The organism is Thermococcus sp. SY098 (assembly GCF_035621495.1).
GTDB lineage: Archaea > Methanobacteriota_B > Thermococci > Thermococcales > Thermococcaceae > Thermococcus_B.
Genome location: NZ_CP141821.1, coordinates 185772 through 207871, shown reverse-complemented (window position 1 = coordinate 207871; position 22100 = coordinate 185772). Strand labels below are relative to the sequence as shown.

General features: G+C 41.4%; 22 protein-coding genes. 8 read left to right on the top strand and 14 right to left on the bottom strand.

The genetic code is table 11. From position 1 onward, the window contains the following. Window position 1: 1 nt before the first annotated feature. From VFC49_RS01100 to VFC49_RS01090, 3 genes are all read right to left on the bottom strand, one after another. Window positions 2-916, bottom strand: a complete 915-nt coding sequence (locus VFC49_RS01100) for an ABC transporter ATP-binding protein (protein ID WP_324735817.1) — start codon at window positions 914-916, stop codon at window positions 2-4. Between the two features lie 4 nt (window positions 917-920). Beyond that, window positions 921-1844, bottom strand: coding sequence for an ABC transporter permease subunit (locus VFC49_RS01095; protein WP_324735816.1), 924 nt, complete (start codon window positions 1842-1844; stop codon window positions 921-923). A 117-nt stretch (window positions 1845-1961) separates the two neighbouring features. Beyond that, window positions 1962-2291 (bottom strand): YbjQ family protein, encoded by a 330-nt coding sequence (locus VFC49_RS01090; protein ID WP_013466863.1) that lies wholly within the window; start codon window positions 2289-2291, stop codon window positions 1962-1964. Between the two features lie 86 nt (window positions 2292-2377). Here VFC49_RS01090 and moaC point away from each other — a divergent pair, with 86 nt between their 5' ends. Beyond that, window positions 2378-2848, top strand: a complete 471-nt coding sequence (gene moaC, locus VFC49_RS01085) for a cyclic pyranopterin monophosphate synthase MoaC (protein ID WP_324735815.1) — start codon at window positions 2378-2380, stop codon at window positions 2846-2848. On the opposite strand, the gene VFC49_RS01080 is transcribed toward moaC, so the two are convergent. Continuing rightward, window positions 2845-3372, bottom strand: a complete 528-nt coding sequence (locus tag VFC49_RS01080) for a hypothetical protein (RefSeq protein WP_324735814.1) — start codon at window positions 3370-3372, stop codon at window positions 2845-2847. The genes moaC and VFC49_RS01080 overlap by 4 nt on opposite strands. An 86-nt stretch (window positions 3373-3458) precedes the next feature. Between VFC49_RS01080 and VFC49_RS01075 the strand changes: the two genes are divergently transcribed. Further along, a complete protein-coding gene (locus tag VFC49_RS01075; RefSeq protein ID WP_324735813.1) occupies window positions 3459-5156 on the top strand; it encodes an endonuclease MutS2 in 1698 nt (565 codons plus the stop codon). Here VFC49_RS01075 and VFC49_RS01070 read toward each other — a convergent pair. After that, on the bottom strand, window positions 5149-5814 hold the full coding sequence (locus VFC49_RS01070; protein ID WP_324735812.1) for a Kae1-associated kinase Bud32: 666 nt from the start codon (window positions 5812-5814) through the stop codon (window positions 5149-5151). The genes VFC49_RS01075 and VFC49_RS01070 overlap by 8 nt on opposite strands. Further along, window positions 5768-6142, bottom strand: coding sequence for a hypothetical protein (locus tag VFC49_RS01065; protein ID WP_324735811.1), 375 nt, complete (start codon window positions 6140-6142; stop codon window positions 5768-5770). The genes VFC49_RS01070 and VFC49_RS01065 overlap by 47 nt, the downstream gene beginning before the upstream one ends. Before the next feature lie 207 nt (window positions 6143-6349). On the opposite strand from VFC49_RS01065, the gene thsB reads away from it, so the two are divergent. Further along, complete coding sequence (thsB, locus tag VFC49_RS01060) at window positions 6350-8008, top strand: thermosome subunit beta (RefSeq protein WP_324735810.1); 1659 nt, start codon at window positions 6350-6352, stop codon at window positions 8006-8008. Window positions 8009-8346: 338 nt separating this feature from the next. On the opposite strand, the gene VFC49_RS01055 is transcribed toward thsB, so the two are convergent. Then, window positions 8347-9444 (bottom strand): DUF835 domain-containing protein, encoded by a 1098-nt coding sequence (locus tag VFC49_RS01055; RefSeq protein WP_324735809.1) that lies wholly within the window; start codon window positions 9442-9444, stop codon window positions 8347-8349. Continuing rightward, entirely contained in the window at window positions 9438-10499 is a 1062-nt protein-coding gene (locus tag VFC49_RS01050; RefSeq protein ID WP_324735808.1) for a hypothetical protein, read from the bottom strand. The genes VFC49_RS01055 and VFC49_RS01050 overlap by 7 nt, the downstream gene beginning before the upstream one ends. A gap of 126 nt (window positions 10500-10625) precedes the next feature. Here VFC49_RS01050 and VFC49_RS01045 point away from each other — a divergent pair, with 126 nt between their 5' ends. Both VFC49_RS01045 and VFC49_RS01040 read left to right on the top strand, forming a co-directional pair. Then, the gene (locus tag VFC49_RS01045; protein WP_324735807.1) at window positions 10626-11915 is read left to right on the top strand and encodes an AMP-binding protein; all 1290 of its coding nucleotides are present in this window, start codon (window positions 10626-10628) and stop codon (window positions 11913-11915) included. Window positions 11916-12033: 118 nt separating this feature from the next. After that, window positions 12034-13284 carry an HD domain-containing protein gene (locus VFC49_RS01040; protein ID WP_324736563.1) on the top strand — a complete coding sequence of 417 codons (1251 nt, stop codon included), beginning with the start codon at window positions 12034-12036 and terminating at the stop codon, window positions 13282-13284. On the opposite strand, the gene VFC49_RS01035 is transcribed toward VFC49_RS01040, so the two are convergent. Then, a complete protein-coding gene (locus VFC49_RS01035) occupies window positions 13277-14233 on the bottom strand; it encodes a transcriptional regulator (RefSeq protein WP_324736562.1) in 957 nt (318 codons plus the stop codon). The genes VFC49_RS01040 and VFC49_RS01035 overlap by 8 nt on opposite strands. 48 nt (window positions 14234-14281) lie before the next feature. On the opposite strand from VFC49_RS01035, the gene VFC49_RS01030 reads away from it, so the two are divergent. After that, window positions 14282-14830: a GNAT family protein gene (locus tag VFC49_RS01030; protein WP_324735806.1), complete on the top strand. Its 549-nt coding sequence runs from the start codon at window positions 14282-14284 to the stop codon at window positions 14828-14830. Window positions 14831-14854: 24 nt separating this feature from the next. Continuing rightward, window positions 14855-16135 carry a tRNA(Ile2) 2-agmatinylcytidine synthetase TiaS gene (gene tiaS, locus VFC49_RS01025; protein WP_324735805.1) on the top strand — a complete coding sequence of 427 codons (1281 nt, stop codon included), beginning with the start codon at window positions 14855-14857 and terminating at the stop codon, window positions 16133-16135. Window positions 16136-16150: 15 nt separating this feature from the next. Here the strand turns inward: tiaS and VFC49_RS01020 are convergent, their stop codons facing one another. From VFC49_RS01020 to VFC49_RS01005, 4 genes are all read right to left on the bottom strand, one after another. After that, window positions 16151-17200 carry an FAD-dependent oxidoreductase gene (locus tag VFC49_RS01020; RefSeq protein WP_324735804.1) on the bottom strand — a complete coding sequence of 350 codons (1050 nt, stop codon included), beginning with the start codon at window positions 17198-17200 and terminating at the stop codon, window positions 16151-16153. Window positions 17201-17587: 387 nt separating this feature from the next. Then, window positions 17588-18730 carry an amidohydrolase gene (locus tag VFC49_RS01015; protein WP_324735803.1) on the bottom strand — a complete coding sequence of 381 codons (1143 nt, stop codon included), beginning with the start codon at window positions 18728-18730 and terminating at the stop codon, window positions 17588-17590. A gap of 170 nt (window positions 18731-18900) precedes the next feature. Next, window positions 18901-19779: a zinc metalloprotease HtpX gene (gene htpX / locus VFC49_RS01010; protein WP_324735802.1), complete on the bottom strand. Its 879-nt coding sequence runs from the start codon at window positions 19777-19779 to the stop codon at window positions 18901-18903. 1 nt (window position 19780) lies between these two features. Further along, window positions 19781-20323 (bottom strand): adenylate kinase family protein, encoded by a 543-nt coding sequence (locus tag VFC49_RS01005; RefSeq protein ID WP_324735801.1) that lies wholly within the window; start codon window positions 20321-20323, stop codon window positions 19781-19783. Between the two features lie 136 nt (window positions 20324-20459). Between VFC49_RS01005 and VFC49_RS01000 the strand changes: the two genes are divergently transcribed. Next, a complete protein-coding gene (locus tag VFC49_RS01000) occupies window positions 20460-20681 on the top strand; it encodes a hypothetical protein (protein WP_324735800.1) in 222 nt (73 codons plus the stop codon). A 38-nt stretch (window positions 20682-20719) separates the two neighbouring features. Here VFC49_RS01000 and VFC49_RS00995 read toward each other — a convergent pair whose 3' ends face one another. After that, the gene (locus tag VFC49_RS00995) at window positions 20720-21937 is read right to left on the bottom strand and encodes a methionine adenosyltransferase (protein ID WP_324735799.1); all 1218 of its coding nucleotides are present in this window, start codon (window positions 21935-21937) and stop codon (window positions 20720-20722) included. Window positions 21938-22100: the final 163 nt, after the last annotated feature.

Below are 22100 nucleotides of genomic sequence, written 5' to 3'. Positions count from 1 at the left end.
CTCACCTCTTGTAAATTGTCTTTAAGAATATATCCTCCAGGCTTGGCTCTTCTATTTCAAGACTAACTATTGTAATGCCTTTGTCTGCTAAAAACTCTGACAGTTCTTCTCTTATATCTGCTTTTGCAAAAATTATTGCCCGATTTCTGGTTGGATATTCAATTCTTATAATTTCGGGTAGCTCTATTTCTGGAATCTCCTGTTTGGTTTCCACCTTTATCTCATACCCTTCAAGCTCCATGAACTGTTTTTTAATTTCCTCAAGAGTTCCCAGTGCCCTTAATTTTCCCTTCACTATTATTCCAACCTTATCGCTGAGCTCTTCAACCTCACTGAGAATATGGCTTGAAAAGAAGACTGTTTTTCCTTTTTCTCTCTCTTCTTTAACTATGCTTTTCACTAAATGAGCCCCCTCAGGATCCAGCCCGCTTGTTGGTTCATCAAGGATCAGCACTTCGGGATCGTTGATCAGAGCTTGAGCAAGCAAAAGCCTCTGCTTCATGCCCTTAGAGAAGGTCTTAACTTTTCTATACTTTACATCCCAAAGTCCAACAAGCTTCAAAAGCTCTTCAATACGTTTTTCTTTTTCCTGCTTTGAAAAATCATAAAAGTTTGCAAAAAACTCAAGATTTTTCCAGGCTGTTAGTTCGTCATAAGCCGTTGCATTTTCGGGGAGAAAGCCAATTCTTTTCTTGACTTTTATTGGTTCTTTAAGCACATCGTGTCCAAGTATTCGTATGCTACCTCTGTCGGGTATAATAAGACCGAGCATGCTCAGTATCGTCGTTGTCTTTCCAGCACCATTCGGACCGAGAAATCCAAATACAATACCCTTTTCAACATTTAATGTAAGATCATCAACAGCTTTTAGGTTTCCATACATCTTTGTCAAGCTTTCAATCTCTATAGCGTACATAGGATCACCTCAAATCAGCTTTCATGAATCTCAAGTAGGCAAGGGCAAATGGAATCAGCATCATAACAAAAAGTAAGACTATGTTTTTCCATGCCAAGCCCAGCGCTTCGAGATATGGTGGAGCTTGAGCTTGTAAAGAAATTGAAAACGCTGCGGCTGAAGCAATTTGAGAGGAAGTCATTCCGTAGAATATTGCATTGTTGATGTTTTCTAAATGAAAGCCGGGCTGTATCATGAGGAAAGTGTACACTTTTCTAACCATCTCCTGAATTGCTTCAGGTGATGTAGCCCCTGAAGAAATGGTTTTAAAAGCGATGATCATTGAGACGAGCATTGGATAAACTATCTCAAGGAACACCGGAAATATAACGGCAATGATAATTGCCGTTGAGGGCTTCTTTATCACTGTTGAAATGAGCATCCCAAGGGAAAGATAGACGAGGGAAAATATAATAAAAAACGGTAACGGCTTTATGAACGTGAACAGAACACCGGAACTTGTAGGAATGCCTATTATGAGCATCGATGCTGTGCTCACCACAGCAAAAATTGCAAAGCCAAACATAACCGTAACTGCCCTTCCAAGGAGTTTCCCAAGGAGGAACTGGTCTCTGTAAATAGGATGTCCAAGTGTCGCTTTTATTGTTCCGCTTTCGATTTCTCTGTTTATCGCATCAGCACCTATCAGCATAGAGAGTATCGCAAGAAAATTCTTGGCACTTGAAAGAAGATTTCCTCTAACCGCATTACTTAAAAGCTGTTCATCAGCCAACCCACCTCCGCCAACTGAAAGGTTCATCATTAAGTTTTTTATCCAATAAGCCATGCCCACACCAGCCAAAACAAAGAATGCAAGAGTTATTACAAGTCTCTTACTTCTAATGCTCTCTTGGATATCCTTAGCTGCAACATTCAAAATTGGGTTCATTGTCACCACCTGTAAAGTAAGCTTTACATCCCTTTATGCTGTGCTTGTTTATAAGGCTTACTATGGATATAAGTTTAATTGGAATAACAAAAAATATTAACAAGAAAAGCTGGTAAGTTACTCTTTCTCAAGAATAACTGCTGTACCATATGCAAAAATCTCAGCGGCTCCAGCGGCAATGCTTGAGGTCATGAAGCGAACGCCAATGACGGCATTTGCTCCCATGCTCTTCGCATGCTCGATCATCCTTTGAATGGCCACTTCCCTCGCCTCTGCAAGCATTTCAGTGTATTCTTTAACCTCACCACCAACTATATTTCTAAGCCCAGCAAGGATGTCTTTTCCAATGTGCTTAGCCCTAACGGTCGCCCCTCGCGCAATGCCAAGAACCTTGACGACTTTGTAACCAGGGACATGCTCGGTGGTTGCGACAATGAACTCATCCATATTATCACCCCCATACCTCGGACTTCGATGTATTGTAAGAATTCAAAGCTTAAATACTTTTCCATTGTAGAAAAAGTGGTGGTTGCATGAAGCTCACTCATGTGGATGAAAAAGGCGTTAAAATGGTGGAAGTTGGCCATAAAGACGTTGTGTTAAGAAAGGCAACTGCCAAAGGGAAAATAAGGCTCAAACCGGAGACAATAAAGCTTATCCAAGAGGGTAAAACTAAAAAAGGAAATGTACTTGCAGCTGCACAGATAGCTGGAATTTTGGCAGTAAAAAGAACTTGGGAGATAATACCCCTTTGCCATCCTATTCCGCTAACTGGTGTTGACATAAGCTTTAAGTTTGGAGAAGATTACATTGAGGCGACTTGTGAAGTAAGGGCATACTACAAGACAGGGGTTGAGATGGAAGCTTTAACAGGGGTTAGTGTCGCTTTACTTACAATCTGGGACATGGTGAAAGCCGTGGAAAAAGACGAGAAGGGACAGTATCCGGTTACGAGGATTTATGACATTAGAGTTGTCGAGAAGATCAAAGGAAACCATCCTTAATTCTCCTTTTCCCTATCTCTGCAGTATCCCAAGATGTAGTATTCCAAAATCCTGAGGAGTTCCTTTATAACAAAATACCCACCGAATGCTAAGAGGAATCCCAGAATAGATATTCTTTTTGACAGATACATCAGAATCACAGCTACTGGAAACCAGACAATAAATGGCTGGAATTCCACAAGTATTCGTGATTTCTTAGATCGCTGACTTAAAAGGAGCTTTTTTAGTGTGGCTTCATCACGAACCAAGTAAGCGTCTTGCTTTAGAATTCCCTCTTTGGTTAAGGGCTTTTCGCTGATTACAAGCAAATCTCCACTGTCAAACTTCATCAAGTAAACATACTTCTCATTAACCACAGAGGCAAGAAGGGAGTCGATTTTAAGCTCTGCATCGTAAGAATTATCGTGAAATTCAATGAACTTAATGCTTCTCAGCCTTAACCCCCCTTTAATTTTCTCTTTCTCAAATTTCAGCTTCCAAATTCTCAGGTGATATCTTGGGCTAATGAGTTTCCTAAACAGCATGACAACCAATACACATTAAAAATTTTAAACTTTATGTTGTATTTCGGGGGAAAATCTTCATAAACTTTTGCGATAAGCATCAAGAGATGAAGCTCAACAGCGAAGCGAGAGCAATCTACAAAAGCATCCGTGAAGAAATAAAGAAAAAGATTCAACTTAAGGAGAGCTTAGCTTATCTTGATAAATTTGAACCAACAAATGATAAGGACGAAATTCTGAGGAGGCAGGAGTATTTTAAAGAAAACTTTTCAAGAATTGTACCAGAACTGAAAGGGGTATTGGTAAAAATCAGGCCAATTCGTTTTAAAAAGGATTTTCTGCACGATAGGCTTTTGGTCGTTGACGAAAGTGAATTAGAAAAAGCCCAAGCTTTGGGAGTGTGTGAAGTCTCAACAGAGCCTTTGGAAGGATATGATTTAATCCTAAGCACCGTGGGAATTGGAATTGACGTCGAACCTAGCATAAGTGAAATTGCTCCTGAGCTCTATATCATGCCTCTTTGGGAGAATAGAGAGACATTGAAAGCTTTAGCACAAATTGCTAACCTTCTTGGAGAAAAGAGTGTTGCTGAATCAATTTTGAAAAAGTTGGGAGAGTTAGAGGAAATAATGAAGCGAAGAGAACTAATTGAAAATCTTGACGAACTGATAGCAAAAGAAGAGAGAAGATTAAACGAAAAGATAGCAGAAAAGCTTGAGAAATTCAGCCTAACTTTGACTGGCAAGGAGCTATTAGAATTTCTAAAAGAGCTCAGAGAAGGGAACTATGATGCAATATTTAAGCACTTCAGCGAAATTGAGAGTGAGATTCTTGAAGAAATAAATGAAGCGGAGAAAAGGCTTAGTGAAAAGCTAAACTTCACTGTTGAACTGTTTTCACGAGAAAACCTCTATCCCATAGAAGTCCCTCCAGAGAGCATTGAGGCTTTGCATCGAGAACTGGAAAGGGAACTCAAAGTTGAGTTGTATTTAAAGAGTCGTGAAATTCTTGATGAAATAAAGCACCTCATACCAAAGCTTAAAGAAGAGATAAACAGAGCCTATGAGCTGGAGTTTTTAAGGGCTGTAAAAGAATTTACAGAAGGATTTACATTCTCAGAGCTAATTGAAGGAGGAATCGCTTTCATAAATGGGAGGCATCTGTTCATTAAGAATCCTCAGCCGGTTAGTTATGTTGTTGGAAAGGCTCCAATAGAGTTTAATGGTGTAAACGGTGAGAGGGTCGTTATTTTGACAGGTGCAAACAGTGGTGGAAAAACTTCACTGCTTGAGCTTATCTCTCAAATAGTTATCTTAACTCATATGGGCTTTCCAGTTAATGCCGAGAAAGCTTGGGTCGAGGTTTTAGACGAGCTTTTCTTCTTTAAGCGAAAGCGATCCATTTACGGTGCTGGAGCTTTTGAAACAGCTTTAAAGAGCTTTGTGAGAGCACTGACAAGCGATGGAAGAAAGTTAATTTTAATTGATGAGTTTGAAGCAATAACCGAACCCGGAGCTGCTGTCAAGATAATAGCGGAGCTCTTGAAGATTGCTTATGAAAAAGGATTCTACGTCATCATTGTGTCACATTTGGGCGAGGATTTAAAGAAGGAGCTGCCATTTGCGAGAGTTGATGGAATCGAAGCTCAAGGCTTGGATGAAAATCTCAACCTAATTGTTGACAGACAGCCAAAGTTTGGGGTTTTGGGTAAAAGCACCCCAGAGCTGATTGTTGAAAAGCTTTACCGCACCAAGAGAGGAAAAGAAAAGAAGATTTTTGAGAGGGTGTGGCGGGCATTCACTTAATCCACTTCCTCTCCCTTACATACCTGCCTCTGCTTTCGATTTCCCCTATCTTCTCTTTCAGCATCTGGGCTTTCTCTTCACCTCTAACCTCTCCATAGCCCTCAAGAACAACCTCGAAGCCTTCCTCAAACCATTTATAGTGTGTGCTTTCCATAGCTCTCTTTAGTAGATGTAGATCAACGCCTTGGGCTTCAAGTGTGTTATCAAACTCTGCCAGCCCAAAATCTATGAGGTAAATTTTTCCATCTCTTAAAATCATGTTAGATGTTGTCAAATCTCCGTGAACAATACCAGCCTCATGCAGTTTTCCAATTTGTCTTCCAATTTCACGGCAAAGTTTTAAACGTTCCTCTATGGGAATTTTCTCCAAGTACTCTTTCAAACGCTCTCCTTCAATGAATTCCATGACAATTTTCATATCCTTCAAATCGACCTCGTAGATATGGGGGACACTAACCCCAAACTCCTTAGCCCTGTGTAGGATTCTTGCTTCCCTAACAGTTCTCTCTTTCCTCAGTTTTTGATCAATCTCCTTTATCCTGTACCGTTTTGAAATGCGATGCTTTATAATTACTTTTTCATTATTAAAGGGAAAATAAAGCTCTTCAAATTTAGCCAAGTATATTTTTGCTTCTGCTCCCTGCTTTATTAGTTCCATCAACACCACCTGTTTGATCTTTAGCAAGTCTAAAATCATCAACGAATTTTTTGTAATCTTTTATTGTTACCCTTATTGTTATTACATCCTCGATTTTTACTATGAGCATCCCAACATTGCTCTTTATGATAAACTTTGCAGTATCAGCATCGTTCTCTTCCAGCTTTTGAAGGGCGTATCTAAGCCTGTCTTCAGTACTTTTCAGCATATCATCTAAAAATGAGGCACGATTTTCAACCTCAATATCCGCTAAGTTGTATTCGGCAATTTTTTTAAGCATGGCTCTAATGTTGTCTTTTCTTATCTCGTAAATTTTTACTTCATCCATATGCCCAACCTCTTTTTTGTTTGTATCTCATGGTTAAATATCTTATCCACCTTCCACATCTTAATTCCTTTGTGATTGTTCTATTAACTTCGGCTTTTTTCAGACAATTTGACAAAAATTTCAGATAAAATATGAATTTTTGGACAAAAGTTTTTTATAGAACACTAACGTATGAAGAGCGTATTGAAATCTTAGGAGGAAAAGAAAATGGCACAGCTTGTTGGACAGGGCGGACAGCCAATAGTTATTCTCCCTGAAGGAACCCAAAGGTATGTGGGTAGAGATGCCCAGAGGTTGAACATCTTGGCTGCAAGGATTGTTGCTGAGACCGTTAGAACAACTTTAGGACCAAAAGGAATGGACAAAATGCTCGTCGACAGCTTAGGAGACATCGTCATCACAAACGACGGTGCAACTATTTTGGACAAAATTGATCTTCAGCATCCCGCTGCAAAGATGATGGTCGAAGTTGCTAAGACCCAAGATGAGGAAGCCGGTGATGGTACAACCACAGCAGTTGTCATTGCCGGTGAGCTTCTCAGGAAAGCTGAAGAGTTGATTGATCAAAACATTCACCCAAGCATAATTGTGAAGGGCTACACCTTAGCCGTTGAAAAAGCCCAAGAGATACTTGGAGACATTGCAATAAAAGTAGACCCAGAAAATGAGGAGACCCTTATGAAGATAGCAAAAACAGCAATCACCGGTAAGAGTGCAGAATCACACAGAGAGCATTTAGCAAGGCTTGCAGTTGAGGCTGTCAAGCAGGTTGCAGAGAAAAAGGACGGCAAGTTTGAGGTAGACATTGATAACATCAAGATTGAGAAGAAGGAAGGAGAAAGCGTTGAGGAGAGCCAGCTTATTAAAGGCGTTGTGATTGACAAAGAGAAGGTCCACCCAAGGATGCCAAAGAGGGTTGAAAACGCAAAGATTGCACTCATAAACGATGCTCTCGAAGTTAAAAAGACTGAGACTGATGCAAAAATAAATATTACTGCTCCAGATCAACTTTATGCATTCCTTGAGCAGGAAGAAAAGATGATCAAAGACATGGTTGACCAGATTGTTGCTACTGGTGCAAATGTTGTATTTGTCCAGAAGGGTATTGATGATTTGGCACAGCACTATTTGGCTAAGGCTGGAATCCTGGCAGTGAGAAGGGTCAAGAAGAGCGACATGGAGAAGTTAGCAAAAGCAACAGGAGCCAAGATCGTCACAAATGTAAAAGACCTGACTTCAGAAGATTTAGGTTATGCGGAGCTCGTTGAAGAAAGAAAGATCGCTGGCGAGAGCATGATCTTCGTCGAGGGCTGCAAGAATCCAAAGGCAGTGACAATCCTCATCAGGGGTGGAACAGAGCATGTCATTGATGAAGTGGAAAGAGCCCTTGAAGATGCCGTTAAAGTCGTTAAGGATGTCATGGAAGACGGAGCAATTCTCCCTGGAGGAGGTGCAACTGAGATTGAGCTTTCTATTAGGCTTGATGAGTACGGAAAGCAAGTTGGAGGAAAGGAAGCTTTAGCAATTGAGGCATTTGCTGAGGCACTTAAGATAATCCCCAAGACATTGGCAGAGAACGCTGGACTTGACACAATCGATGTGCTTGTTAAGGTCATCAGCGAACATAAGACTAAAGGTAAAGCAATTGGAATTGATGTCTTTGCTGGTGAGCCTGCTGATATGCTTGAGAGGGGTGTCATTGAGCCAGTGAGGGTTAAGAAGCAGGCAATCAAGAGCGCAAGCGAAGCAGCAATCATGATCCTCAGAATCGACGACGTCATAGCTGCAAAAAGAGTTAAGAGCGAAGGCTCCGGACAGGGAATGGAGGGCATGGGTGGAATGGGCGGCATGAACATGATGGGTTGATGCTCATCTGTTGTTTCTTTTTCTATCCCCTACTATTTTGATAATTAATGAACTTGTAACACAACACTAATTTTTAGAAGAAAGAGTATGTTGCCCGCCCGTAACCCCCGCCTTCACTGAAGCCATAGAACGGCATTCTCAAGCGGGTTAACCCAGGCGGGCAGAAGTGTGCTCGGTCAGGGTTACCCACGGTCATCGTGCTCCGTAACGCGGAAGGCTCTCCCGTGGGGACCTCGCTATGACCGAGCTGTTGCCCCCGCATCGCCCCCCGGTTCATTCTCCCCGGGGTCCTCGCGCAGGGGCAATATATTATTCATTGCATTGGCTTATAAGTTCTTTTATCCACCAAGCAATTTAGTTAATAATGCCCAGTTTTTATCACCTAATGCAGATTTTTCGGCAACCAGAATCAGAGTTGCTTTGTGAACTACGATCAGGTCTCTCAGCTTGGTGAGAAACTTCATGACTGAAGTAGGCTCGTTATATACCAAAAGGTACTCCAGACAGTCAATGATTACAATACCCGGAGTGTTAGTATCTGCAGCCGCCTTAAGGTATCTGTATGTGAGTTCAGTTATCTTTGCTAAATCTGTTGGGGATACGACTTTTTGTGAACCGTCCTTAGTTACTGTGGTGACAAAGAAGTATTCCCACGTCTCTGGAACATTTGTTATGTTTCTCAAAAACGCCAACGCTGGCATGTCTTTGAGTTTTAGCTCCAATTGCTTGTATTCGTTTTGGTTTACAATCAAGACCCCGGGTGTTAGGTCAATCTTTCTCGCTTTTGATTCGGCAGAGATCTCATATAGCTTCGTGAAGCGTGGAGACAACACCAAGCGTATCATGGTCGTTGTTAAGAAAACAATTAGAATCGTTGATGCTGTAAGTCCAATTGGAGCGTACCATTCCTCACGTGCAAAGAATGGATATGGTAATAGGTGAAGTCCAAACAGGACAAAACCATAGTAGAGATACCGGACGCTTTTTTCATATACATTTACTAAGTTTCTTATGAAAACGCCTGCAAAAATTAGAAAACCTCCCGCTAAAAACCAAGACCCCCCAACAATTAACGTCCACTCGTTTATTCCAACGTAATTCTTCAGAAGTACCAAGTATATAACAAAAAGAGGGGGTAGAGCAGTGGCTTTTTGAACTTGCGTTAGAGGCAAAGCTTCCTTCTCCTCATCTAAAAATATCAGTATTCCATAGGTAATCAGAGCTCCGAACAGCGCAATAAAAAATGAATTCAGTACGTACATATTAAACCCTGCGAAGAGTATTGTTAGAAAATCTGAAAGCCATGCAAATGAGAAAACCAGAGCAGATTTTCTTCTGGTTTTCAAGTATGCTCTGAAAACAAACACAAACGCTAATAAATCCAGTGTCATGACGAGTAAAACTTCAGCAAGAATATATACAGGCATTCCTAACATGACACTCCCTCCCTACTTGGGTTGGCAAATCCGTCCCATTCAAAAGGTTTTATGGGAGGAACCCTCGTTATGAACTCATCTTCAATCTTCACTATCAATATTTCAGGTCTGGCAATGATTATACCCGTTAGTCCTCTTTCCCCGTACTTGGCGATCCTGTATCTTCCATTCTCAGGAACAAGAGGTAAGATCACTGTGAAGGGGTAGTTGGGGTAATATCGTATTTCTTTTTCTGTGTACATCCCAATGGCATCTCCAAATGCAAAATACCCATAAAGGGGAATGAATACCGAATTTTCAAAGTAATCCTGATAATGTTTAATCACTTCAGGCGTTGTGCTGGTACCGCTCAACATTATGGTTTCAAGATTTTCACCGAAAGGCTTGAAAATATCCAATAACTGTACAGCAGTTCTTATCAGGTTTATTTCATCCCTTTCAAGAACCCTTTGGGTATATCTAACAAGAGGAGCCAAATATTTCATTGCAGCTTTAATACCTTCTTTTTCAAGAATTTTCTTTAAGCCCTCAGTCTCAGTTGCAACAAAATATAGAATTCCCCCATATGACCATATCAGTTCACTCATTTCTTCCTGATACCAGCCGTATGGTCCGTGAAGCAGGGCTCTCAGTTGATGAGAATCATTGTACGTTTCATCAAGATGATAAACTTCGTCAAGAGCCCTTCGAAGATAAAAAACAAGCAGATCCACATATTCATGATCCCAGTGACAAAAAGACCTCGGTCCTGTAGTTCCAGAGGATTGGTAGAATCTAAGTTTGCCCTTATAGTTTCTTGGTAAAAATCCAAGCCAGTTTTCTCTTAATTCGTCACTCTCAATAGAGAGACTGGAATTGAATATTTTCTCAACAGTTTCTTCAAGGCTGCCTTCAAAAATAGAGTCCAAATCTATCCCCCGCTTTTTCTCAACAGCATGCCAGTATGGCGTGTTCTGGAAGTGAAATTCAAAGATATTCCTTAGATACTGTATTGCGGAGCTCTCATCTAAATGAAAAGGATCATCGTACATCTCTTTTACTTCTGCATATCTCATGAAATCTTTTTTGTTTCACAAGTTTTTAAAAGTTTTGTATAATCCCCAATTAAAAATTGAAGTCTTATCAATTTAGTTCCCAAATCCTTAAATATTTTTCAGAGATATTTATGATGGTGGTTTTTTATGTCAAAGCTGGTTGTTGGCAAAACCGCTCCGGAACATTTTGAAGAACTAAGGTATACCGCAAAAAAAGCAGCAGAAACCACTAAATTTTGGAAAGAAAAATTCTCCAAGATTGATATTGAGAGCATGACACCAGAGACACTTGCTTCTGAAATTGACAACCTTCACATACTTCCAAAAGATCTCTATAATACTGAAAGGGTATGGCCGAGTTACATTAAAAACTACGATATCTTTTACACCATCGTAAGGACAAGTGGAACAACAGGCCAGCCGAAGAGAATACCCTACACAATAGATGATAAGAGGAGAGTTGCAAGGCAATTCATACCCTGGTTTTATGAATACTTTGAAAAAGGAGACAGGATAGCATCTTTCTTCCCCCCACTGCCGTCTGCTTCAGGCATCATGGGGTATGGAGCTGTCGAAGAGCTTGGAGCAAAGGTTGCATACTTCCAGATTCCTATCCAGTTCATCCGCATGCCCGATCTGTTGATAAACGAACTGAGATCAATAAAGCCAACTGTGCTGTTTTCTTTAACAACAACAGCATTTCTCCTTGGACTAAAGCTTCCAGAAGATATCCGCAATGATATCAGGGTGATCCTCGTTGGAGGTGAGACGCTGACCGAAGAGCTGGCAAAAGCTACATTGGAGAACTTCCCAAATGCAATGATAATAGACGCACTCGGAATGTCCGAGGAGGGCGCTGTGGGATACAGAATTGTAACAAAGAAAAAGACAACCAACTTCTCATTCCCTGAGTCCATAATAGTTTTAGAAAGCATCGAAGAAGAGGAATACAAAGAATATCACAAGATATACGTAACGAAGATAATGAAAGAAGGCGAGCTGACAGGTCTGCCTCTGTTCAACTACGATGCTGGAGATCTGGCAAGGGTGGAAAACGGGGAAATAAAAAGCATACTCAGAATAAAGGATGCAATAAGCTTGGCAGGAGCAACGCTTTATCTCGATCAGATTATTAGCATCGTTCACAGATATCCGTTCTTAATTGACTTTGTGATTATCTACCATCCACTATCACCCAGCAATCCAAAGCCGAAAGCCATCATAAGGGTTGGATATGTAGGAGAAAAGCCTGTGGGCATAGAAGACGAAATTAGGAGCCTGATATATGAAGGAAACAACCCAGTCAGATATGAGGTTGAAGATTCAAAACAGGCTGAGCTCATAATTGAGGCAGTCCCAGCAGAAAAAGTCAGAGAAGGGCTCCCACAAAAGCCTGGCAAGACAAAAAGAATCTTCATTGTTGGCAAGGATATTTGACTTTTTCTTTTCTTTTTGATGCTTAGTTTTTTGTGTAGACAACAGCGAAGCGGAATAAATTGTCAAATTGCCAAAATCTATTTAAAATCTCTTTCTGAAATTCTTTCAGGTGAGGATGGTGGACGGGAAAATTATACATGATCCCATTCACGGAAGCATGAAAATCAAGGGAGTCATTCTGGATTTAGTAAAGACTCCAGAGTTTCAGAGACTTAGGAGCATAAGGCAACTTGGCTTGGCATATCTCGTGTATCCAGGAGCAAACCACTCCCGATTTGAGCATTCCCTTGGAGCCTATAACATAGCGAGGAGGCTTGCCCAAGAGGTCGAGCTTGATAAAGATGAGAAAACTTTACTTGAAATAGGAGCATTGTTACATGACATTGGACATGGGCCGTTCTCTCACACATTTGAGCAGATTTACAAGCACTATGTCAAAGAGTACGACCACATGCATCTTGGTCAAAACATAATTCTTGGAAAAATAGATATCATTGATGGAGAGATAGAGAGTAGAGAGTTCATTCCAGAGATAATTGAGAGTTATGGCTATTCCCCAAAAGAAGTCGCTGACTTGATTTTAGGCAAGTATGAGAAAAAGTATTTAGGTCAGATGCTCCATGGAGATGTTGATGTTGATCAGATTGACTACCTAATGAGAGATGCCCATTATACTGGCGTTGCTCACGGAATAATTGACATTGAAAGGCTTTTAAAAGTCCTGAAAATCCATAGCGGTCAGCTTGTGGTGGATGAGAAGGGAATTGAGGCAGTAGAGGGGATGATGGTTGCCAGAGCTTTGATGTATTCAAGGGTTTACTTCCATCACACGGTTAAAATTGCCGAAGGAATGCTGACGAGAGCCCTGGAGTTTGCCCTTGAGGAAGGACACCTTTGGGACTTCTGGAGGATGACTGACTGCAGAGTTATTGTCGAGCTTGAAGACCTTGAGGGTTATCCCGGTGAAATCGCAAGGCGCATTAAATACAGGGACATATACAAAGCAGCTGTGCTGGCAAGTGCAGATGAGCTCTCTGCAGAGGAGAAGAAAGAACTGCTAAGCGCATACAGAAACGTCAAGAGGAGGCAGGAAATCGAGAGGAACTTGGCGGACGCTGTTGGAGCCAAGGAAGGTGAGGTGATTCTTGAATTCTCAATTGCCGATCTAATGCTCAGTGAACCAAGACTAAAAGCCACGGAAATCAATGTATTGCTCCACACTGGGGAACTTCAGCCTCTTACAAAAGTGACCCCCTTGGCGAATGCCTTAAAGAGAAGACAAACTCCAAGATGGGCTGTGCTCATTGCTTCACCAGCAAAATACGTGAATAAAGTTAGGGAAATCTGGAAAAAAGTAATTTTCAGCTGAGGACCTTTTTCTTTATCTCTTTCTTCAGCTCTTCAATCATCTCAATTAGCTCATCAGCATCCCTAATTTCTGAGAGGGCTTTTTTAGGTATTAGTGGAATTTCTCCAACAACTTCAGTTTTTGTTTTTTCCAAAATGAAGACTCCATCGCTGTGGATTATCTTGCTAACCTCATTAACCATCTGAGCTCTTTTTATCGTTGTCTTGGTTTTTCTCTGGTCTATCCCTGTTAAAATCTTGAACTCCTCCTCTTTCGAAATTGCATTGAATGGAGCCTTTTTAATTTTAACAACTCCCATCCCAAGAGCTTTTAAGCGCTCAAAGATTTCCCTTTCAAGCTCGTTCTCTGGCTTTACGTCAAGCTTAGCTTCAACTTTTGCATGGAGGATATCAATAGGCTTAGCCAGAGGTTCGTTGAATATCTCCTCCAATCTAATGGCAACATCTAAGCTGACAGCCTGTTCTCCTCTTTCATAATTCTGCAGGCTTTTTCTTGAAACTCCCAATAGCTCGGCAAGTTCACCAATGCTGTATCCATACTTCTCCCTCAAATATCTGAGATACTCTCCATTAATTTTGACGTAAAAGCCCCCTCTTTCAGCGAAGATTGCCGGCAGTTCATTTTCAACTATCACATCGTAGAGGGTTTGTGGATTCAATGCGTAGATTCCAAAGCGCTCGTAAACTACCCCTTCCTCAAGTTCATCGTTTTTTGTCTTGAGCCCAACTATGAGCGGAGAAGCTTGGAAGAACTTAGCCAGGCGCTTTAAATCCTCAGCCTGCTCTTTTGTGAGCGTGTCAATGTTCTGTAAAACTTTGATAAAAAGCAATAAGAATAACCTACTCGCCACTAAGTCAAAGCATGCACCCTTAAACTCCATTCTCGCGGTTCTAAATCCTGTGCCTCGCAAGATGCTCTCGACGACTCTAATCAATCTCTCCTTTTCCATCATCATTTATAAATAGGAAAAAGAACTTAAAAATTTAAGGTGTATGGTATGCAGAGACCTATAATCCTAACTGGGAGGAGGGTTTCTCTCAGCGTTCTATTGAGAGAGGACATACCGAAGGTTTGGCTATGGTACAACGACAGAGATGTGAGGAGATATTTATCTTCACCAGATGCTGTGTTCTACTTTGAAGATGAGGTAGAATGGTACGAGAGAATTAGGAGGGAAAAAGAGAGACACAGAGTTTTTGCAGTTATTGAAAATAGGAGCGACTCTCTCGTTGGATTGATTGGAGTTCATAAGATTAATCATAAGAATGGGCATGCTGAAATAGGATACTTTTTGAGCAAGCAGTACTGGGGGAAAGGATATGCAACGGAAGCAGTGGAATTGGTCTTGGAGTACTGCTTCAAATGGCTCAATCTAAGGAAGGTTTATGCAAGGGTTTATGAATACAACGTAGCTTCGCAAAGGGTTCTTGAAAAGAACGGCTTTAAGCTCGTGGGACGGCTAAAAAAGCACGTCCATATCCCAGAGGAAGGCTTTGCTGATGTTTTATTTTACGAGCTGTTTAAGGATGAATGGGAAAGCTTTTAACGTTCTCTTCTTTTCTACGCTTTGATGATGCTCCACATAGGTCTCGACGACACTGACTCACCAAATGGCATGTGCACAACTTATTTAGGGGCTCTGCTCTATAAGGAGATCTCCAAGTTAGCGGAGCCTTTAGATTTGCCAAAGCTGATTAGGTTGAACCCCAACGTTCCCTACAAGACGAGAGGGAATGGTGCAGTTGCAATGAGCTTTGAAGCTGATGAAGAAGATGTTCCAAAGATTAAGAGGCTTGTTCTTGAATTTGTTGAAGAACTTGCCGATCTAACTCATGAGAACACGAATCCAGGTGTGGTGTTTTTGGAGGGGGAAATTCCAGAAGAGCTGACTGAGTTTACTTACCGGGCTATCTGGGAGCACGTAAGTATTGACGAGGCAGAGAAAGTTGCTAAAGAGGTTGATGCTGAAATCTACAAATTTAAACTTGGAAGAGGGATAGTCGGAGCATTAGCAGCAATTGGGCATCCTCTCAAAGAGTCCACTTACGAGCTTTTAGCATATAGGAAAAGAGAGCTTTGGGGAACTCTAAGAAAGGTGAGCAAAGAGAGCGTTTTTGAAATGGATAAGCAGTTTTATCCCTTCACATACGATAATGTTGATCCATATAAGGGCTCGGTTTTAATTACTCCCCGCGGTAAAGACCCTGTTCTGGTTGGCATTAGAGGAATTGACAAAAATAAGGTTCTTCTGGCTTTTGAGAGCATAACAATCGAAGAGCCAGTCGAATTTTATCAGATTTTCAAGACGAATCAAAGCACGGATGAACATTTAAGGTTCAAAAAGATTGCAGAGCTTAAACAATTCGATAATGCTGTAATTAAAGCAAAAGTTGTAAAGAGTTACTGGGAGAAGGGAAGGCACGTCTTCTTTGAAGTTGACGATGGAACTGGAAGGCTGAGGGTTGCTGCATTTGAGCCGACGAAAGGATTCAGGAGATACGTGAGAATGTTGATTGAAGGGGACGAGATTATAGCAGCAGGAGGAGTAAAGGAGTTTGAAGGTGTTTTGACGCTCAACCTTGAGAAATTTTATCCAGTAAAGCTGGCTAAGAAAATTGAGTATAGAAAGCCGAAGTGCCCAAAATGTGGCGGAACGATGAAGAGCAAGGGAGATTACCTGAAGTGCAAAAAGTGCGGTTACAAAATGTCTAAAGTTTTAATCCCAGTTGAGGTGCCAAGAAAGCTGCAAAAGAAAATTTACGAAGTCCCACCAGATGCAAGGAGGCATCTATCAAGGCCTTTAGTGTTACCGCTTGGGGAGGAGAAGATTTTGGAAAGTATTAATCTGTAAAAAGGAAGTAGGAATTCAACAATTTTGCCAAATCTCAGATCTTTGGGAGAAGAGAAAGCTTCTTATGAATAGTGCTCTTGGTCTTTCCTCCTTTGACTTCAGCCACTCTTCAATCTCTTTAGCGACCCTAATACCTTCTCGTATTGCCGTCCCAATGTTTCTTGGTACAATAACATCCCCAGCTAAGAATATTCCAGCATTTCTTAAAATTTTTTCATTTGCACATATCAGCGCTTTTATTGGCGGTGTTGGGAACTGTCCTATAGCGTATACAAAGATGTCGGTGCTTAGCTGGAAGGTCTCACCTGTTGGAATTACTTTCCCATTCACTATCTTAGTTTTAACAAATTCTACCCCTTTAATTTCATCTTCTCCGAGAATTCTTGCAGGAGTGGCAAACCCTATGAAACTAACTCCCTCACTAATCAATTTCTTTATTTCAGTCTTCGCATAGCTGTCCTCAAGTCCTCTGCGGTAGACCATTGTCACCTTTTTAGCCCCCAAACTTTTTGTCTCTAAGGCAACATCAACCGCTGTATAGCCAGCTCCAATTATCACAACCTCCTTACCTCTCATCTCTGGAACAGCACTCCAAGGGATGTAGCCTATTCTCGCAAGTTTTATCTTGTAGAGCAATGTTAGAGCATCCCATACTCCCTTAAGTTCAATGCCATCAATTTTAAGTTTTTTCGGCCTCCAAGCCCCTGTTGCTATCAATAGAGCGTCAAAATCCTCCAGCAGTTCCTCCAAATAAACAACTCTCTCAACGAACTCATCACCAAGATCTCTCAAGTTATCATAAACGACTTTAGTTCTGAAATTGAACTTTATCCCAAGTCTCTCCAAATCTTTAACACCTTCTCTCACACTTTTTATTGGAATTCTTGATTCGGGAATCCCAAATGCAACCATACCCCCTCCTTCTGGCATCTTGTCAAAGACTTCCACCTGGTAGCCTTTGCAAGCTAAGTAGCCCGTAGCGGAAAGTCCTGCTGGACCTGTCCCGACAATTGCAATCCTTTCTTCTTTTGGCTCTTCTTTCTCCCTGCAGATATAGAATTTCATTGTATCACCCCCAAAGATAGTACTTTAATACACTTGCATGTCCTATAATGATCAGCTATGTGGAAAAATTTAGCATTTTTCGAAAGGAATTTGAATTTTATCCAAAAATTACCCAAAAATGAACCACCATTTTTGACAAAATGTAATGTATTTCGAATTTTAAAGTAAAAATGACAAAATACATCGGGTTAAATTGATACATCAGTGAACAGAAAAATTGGGGGTGTCAAAATATGCTCCCATGTTCAAAGTTATTCATTCCAAGATTGAGAAGATTGCAAAATTCAGAAAGTTTATAAGAATTGGAAAAAGCTGCCAAATCTTTTCCGAAAGTTCACAAATCATAAATGATCCGTTCACAAAATGTGAACGAAAAGAGAAAAGAAACTAAACCTCCCACTCATGAATTAATTCGCCCTCAGCGAACACGTGCGTGGGATAGCTCTCCATGTGGAACGGGTCACCGCTCCAGACAACCAATGACGCCCACTTGCCCTTCTCGATGCTTCCTAAAATGTCATCTACTCCAAGGATTTTAGCATTGTTGTATGTTATGATCTTTATCGCCTCTTCCTTGCTCATCCCCAACCTTATGAAGTGCCTAAGCTGGAGGTAAAGATTTGCTTGAAGTGTTACCGGGTGATCACTCATAAGCCCAAAGAGGGGCTTCACTTCAATGAGGTATTTAGCATTCTTCCAGTCTTCATGCTTCAGCTCAACCTTGTATGGCAGAGAATCGAATGGACCATAAACCAATGGAACATTCTCTTTCTTGATCTTTTCAAACGTCTCTTTGCTGTGAACATCACCCGCATGTTCGATGGTTATCTTAAGTCCAAACTTGCGCTTTATCATGAGCAATGCTGCTATATCGTCCTCTTTGTGTACGTGAACTCTCAGCGGTTCCTCTCCTTTTAAAACTGGGATTAGTGCTTCAACAGTTGGTTCAATTTCCTCAGGCTCTTTCTTACCTTTGTCAAGCAAAGTAATCGTCTTCTGTGTCTTTATGAGCCAATTCAGAAGAATTCCAATTGCTCCCATCCTTGTGCTCGGCCTTGTTCCCTTCCACTCCTTAGTCGATCTTGGATTGTACCCAAAAGCCGCTTTAACGCCGACGTACTTCATAAATGCATCCTCGATATCCCTTCCATAGTTTTTAATCAGAACAGCCCTTCCTCCGATGATGTTTCCGCTTCCTGGTAGAACTGAAGAGTACAGAACCCCGAACTCAATTGAGTGTTTGAAAGCTTTGTCGTCCATGTAAATTGAGTACAAAGCGTCAACTAAGGGCAGAACTGAATCCATCTGCTCGTTTGCTTCTCCCTCCTGATAGGGCTCACCATAGCGCTCCATCCCAATGTGTGAGTGTCCGTCAATAAATGCGGGCGTTACAACTCCTTCCGCCATTATTTCAGCATCTTTGGGCTTCTCTTTTGTGATTTTCTTGATTTCTTTGTCAAAAACAATGTAGACGTTCTTTTTGACATTGCCCAATCCATCGTATAAAAGAGTTGCTTTCACAGCTTTCATGACAACCACCAAATAAATTTTCATAAAAGCGCTTAAATGTTTGTCGATGACTTAGTTGCACAATTAAACAATTAAGGAAGGGCGAGGAAAACGTAGTTTCCCCAATAGTAGAAAAGAGTAGGGGAGTGGTAAGATAGGAGACGGGGGAGATTCTTCTCCCCCCTCCTGCGTTAGAAGTACATTCCCATCTCTTCTGCAATCTTCCTGAGCCTTTCAATCCTCTTCTGTGTCGGTGGATGCGTTGAGAACAGTTCAGCAAGGCTTGCTCCCCTGAATGGGTTTATGATGAACATATGAGCTGTCGCTGGGTTGCCATCCCTCAAAGGTCTCCTTGAGACATAATACTCAATTTTTTCAAGTGCTCTCGCCAATGCCCACGGCTTGCCGCTTATCTTTGCTCCGCTTTCATCTGCTAAATACTCCCTTGCCCTGCTTATTGCCATCTGAATCATCATTGCAGCTATTGGAGCAAGAATAATCAGAACTATTGCTCCCAAAATGCTCCCTGATTCACCTTCCCTGTCTCTGCCTCCAAATCCTCCAAGCCAGAGCATCCAGCCGGCCCATCTGGCTATCATGATGATTGCCCCAGCTAAGACTGCCGCTAAAGTCTGAATAAGTATATCCCTGTTCCTTATGTGGCTTATCTCATGAGCTAACACGCCCTCAAGCTCGTCCCTGTCCAAGATTCTCAGTAAGCCTTGGGTTACCGCAACAACCGCATGCTTCGGATCTCTACCAGTTGCAAATGCATTTGGCACTTCTGTGGGTACTATGGCAACTTTTGGTTTTGGTATTCCAGCTTCTCTCGCAAGATCCTCAACTATGCGGTGAAGCTCTGGGGCTTCCATTTCATCAACTATTCTCGCCCTATACCAAGTGAGAACGATTTTATCGCTGTACCAGTAGCTGAAGAAGTTCATAGCTAATGCGAATATAAATGCAAAAATCATCCCTGTCTCACTGCCGAGCACGTATCCTAATGCCATCAGCAATCCGGTGAGGAACGCCATTAATACGCCAGTCCTTAGCCATAACCCAAGTCCCATATCACTCACCCCCTAAATTTAAGTACGGGATGACTTCCTCATAAACCTGAGTCCAATCTACAATCCCAACCCTCTTTTTAACACCCTTATTCAAAAGATCTAAGATTTCTTCAACGACTTGCTCCGGTGTTTTTCCAGTGGTATCTACTTCGATTACATTCTCATGCTCGTCAATGGCTTCAACTAAGCAGACATCAACCAATTCAGCCTCAACGTTTTCACTTATCTTTTCTCTGCTGTAGCCCCTCTCCTTTAATCTTTCCCCAATAATCTTTGGGTGCAGGCGTAGGATTATAACCTGGTCAGCAGGCATAAAATGACTCAGATGTCCATCAAGAACAACGTTTTTTCCTTTAAGCTCTTTTTCAATGAAATATGCCAGCTCGTCAATTTCAACCTCAAGCTCATCTCCTTTAATCTCGCCAATCCCATGCCCAATTGCGAATTTCTTGAGGTCGACATACATGTATCCGAGTTTTTCTGCCAAAAGTTTTGCAACTGTGGTCTTTCCCACTCCAGGGGTTCCGCTCACTGCAATTATCATTTTCTCACCTGAAATTAATTTAACCTTCAGCTTTTTAAAGATATGGTTTATTTAAGTTGATTGTCGAAGTAAACTTAGGTATTAAACGAAAGTTTTTTAAGGGGGGAGTGAATAATAGATTTTCAGGTGAACCGTTATGGAGAATTTGAGGTTAATTCAGAAAAAATTGGAAGTTGTCAAGAAACATAAAGAGTTGCTCATGCTTGAAGAAGCCAAGCTTGTTAGGATGATGTACCAAAGAAAAGTTGGTGTTTCAAAAAAGCTTGCTGTTGTTAAGAGAGAGAAGGCTATGGCATTAGCTCAAGAAGCCAAGCTTTTAAGAATCCTCAAGCAGAATGGTCGAGCTCCAGCTGTTTGAAAATTTTGCTATTCAAAGATTAAAAGGTCAAGAGGAAGTCAGAAAACATTCAGCTTGTCCTCTATGATCATCCTTTGTATTTTTGTTATGTTTGCCAACCATTCATCTGCAATTTCATATGCATCCTTCTCAAAGCTCTCGACCTTGTAGCCCTGCTTTGGAATTATCTGTATGCTTGCAACTAAGGGTTCATCGATTGGCTTTCCAATCTGGCTGAGAATTCTGACATAAACCTCCTGAACTCCTTCAATCTGTTTGGCAATGTCATTTGCAACCAGCATTGCAAGGAGGTTGTAAATCTTACCAACGTGACTGACTGGGTTCTTTCCTGCGGCAGCCTCCATGCTCATGTGCCTGTTTGGAGTAATCAACCCATTAACCCTGTTACCTCTGCCAACTGAGCCATCATCGCCAGCTTCAGCTGATGTTCCGGTGACAGTTATGTAGTATATGTCCTTTTCTGGATCATCTGCGGTGTTCACATAAATGTTGACCTTTCTGCTTGTATGTTCTTCAACCAACTCCTTAACAGCGTCATAAATTCCCTGTTTAACTTCCATGTACTCCTTTGGGTTGGCAACTTCGCTGTCAACAATAGCGGCGGCAATGGTAAGGTCTATCTCATCTCCCTTTCTGAGGCCCATAACTTTGATGTCTTCACCAACAGCCGGCCACTTCTTTTTGAATTCTGGACTGTTCAAGAGCTTCTCGGTCTCAAGGACGATCTTCTCTGTCTCACTAAGAGGAGCATATCCAACTCCAAATGAAGTATCATTGGCAAGAGGGATTGGATTTTCTTTTGCTTTGTTAAATACGCTTACCAAATCGACGCTTCCCTGACCAATTCTTGAATCAATAACAACGTGTTCCTCAACGTTCAAGTGTCTAACAGCTTTTCTCAGATACTCTTTTGCAGCCTTTATGGCAACTTCATGGACTGGAAACATTTCCCTATCAATGAACTCAACGGCTCTACCTGAGAGAAGGATATATATTGGCTTTATGACCTCTCCGCCACCAAACCTTGGATAAGCCCTACCGCCTACAACTTCAACTTGGTCGGTGTTGTGGTGGAGTATAATTCCGTATCTTTTGATGTACTCTCTTGAAAGAGCCCTGCTTACCGCTTCAGCTATACCGTCGGCTATGCTGTCCGGATGTCCAATTCCCTTTCTTTCAACTAATTCAACCTTCTGCATCTCTACTGGAGTCCTAATGAGCTCTTCCACAACTATATTCCTCTTTTTCTCTGCCATGAGCATCACCTGTGAAGCTTTTCATGCATAGCTCTGAAAGTCCGTTTATATATTTTTCGGCATATCTTTATGCATAGAATATAACTGAAAGTTATTAAATAGAGAAAATCCTTAAAATTCATGGCGGAGATAAAAATAGTGGACATCCGACCCTGCCCGGTGG

Coding starts and splice junctions, on each gene's coding strand:
- VFC49_RS01045 (WP_324735807.1), top strand. CDS start 10,626: ATGTCAAAGCTGGTTGTTGGCAAAACCGCTCCGGAACATTTTGAAGAA.
- VFC49_RS01070 (WP_324735812.1), bottom strand. CDS start 5,814: ATGGAACTAATAAAGCAGGGAGCAGAAGCAAAAATATACTTGGCTAAA.
- VFC49_RS01055 (WP_324735809.1), bottom strand. CDS start 9,444: ATGTTAGGAATGCCTGTATATATTCTTGCTGAAGTTTTACTCGTCATG.
- tiaS (WP_324735805.1), top strand. CDS start 14,855: ATGATGCTCCACATAGGTCTCGACGACACTGACTCACCAAATGGCATG.
- VFC49_RS01080 (WP_324735814.1), bottom strand. CDS start 3,372: ATGCTGTTTAGGAAACTCATTAGCCCAAGATATCACCTGAGAATTTGG.
- VFC49_RS01075 (WP_324735813.1), top strand. CDS start 3,459: ATGAAGCTCAACAGCGAAGCGAGAGCAATCTACAAAAGCATCCGTGAA.
- VFC49_RS01015 (WP_324735803.1), bottom strand. CDS start 18,730: ATGAAAGCTGTGAAAGCAACTCTTTTATACGATGGATTGGGCAATGTC.
- VFC49_RS01090 (WP_013466863.1), bottom strand. CDS start 2,291: ATGGATGAGTTCATTGTCGCAACCACCGAGCATGTCCCTGGTTACAAA.
- htpX (WP_324735802.1), bottom strand. CDS start 19,779: ATGGGACTTGGGTTATGGCTAAGGACTGGCGTATTAATGGCGTTCCTC.
- VFC49_RS01095 (WP_324735816.1), bottom strand. CDS start 1,844: ATGAACCCAATTTTGAATGTTGCAGCTAAGGATATCCAAGAGAGCATT.
- moaC (WP_324735815.1), top strand. CDS start 2,378: ATGAAGCTCACTCATGTGGATGAAAAAGGCGTTAAAATGGTGGAAGTT.
- VFC49_RS01035 (WP_324736562.1), bottom strand. CDS start 14,233: ATGGAAAAGGAGAGATTGATTAGAGTCGTCGAGAGCATCTTGCGAGGC.
- VFC49_RS01020 (WP_324735804.1), bottom strand. CDS start 17,200: ATGAAATTCTATATCTGCAGGGAGAAAGAAGAGCCAAAAGAAGAAAGG.
- VFC49_RS01065 (WP_324735811.1), bottom strand. CDS start 6,142: ATGGATGAAGTAAAAATTTACGAGATAAGAAAAGACAACATTAGAGCC.
- thsB (WP_324735810.1), top strand. CDS start 6,350: ATGGCACAGCTTGTTGGACAGGGCGGACAGCCAATAGTTATTCTCCCT.
- VFC49_RS01005 (WP_324735801.1), bottom strand. CDS start 20,323: ATGATAATTGCAGTGAGCGGAACCCCTGGAGTGGGAAAGACCACAGTT.
- VFC49_RS01030 (WP_324735806.1), top strand. CDS start 14,282: ATGCAGAGACCTATAATCCTAACTGGGAGGAGGGTTTCTCTCAGCGTT.
- VFC49_RS00995 (WP_324735799.1), bottom strand. CDS start 21,937: ATGGCAGAGAAAAAGAGGAATATAGTTGTGGAAGAGCTCATTAGGACT.
- VFC49_RS01100 (WP_324735817.1), bottom strand. CDS start 916: ATGTACGCTATAGAGATTGAAAGCTTGACAAAGATGTATGGAAACCTA.
- VFC49_RS01050 (WP_324735808.1), bottom strand. CDS start 10,499: ATGAGATATGCAGAAGTAAAAGAGATGTACGATGATCCTTTTCATTTA.
- VFC49_RS01000 (WP_324735800.1), top strand. CDS start 20,460: ATGGAGAATTTGAGGTTAATTCAGAAAAAATTGGAAGTTGTCAAGAAA.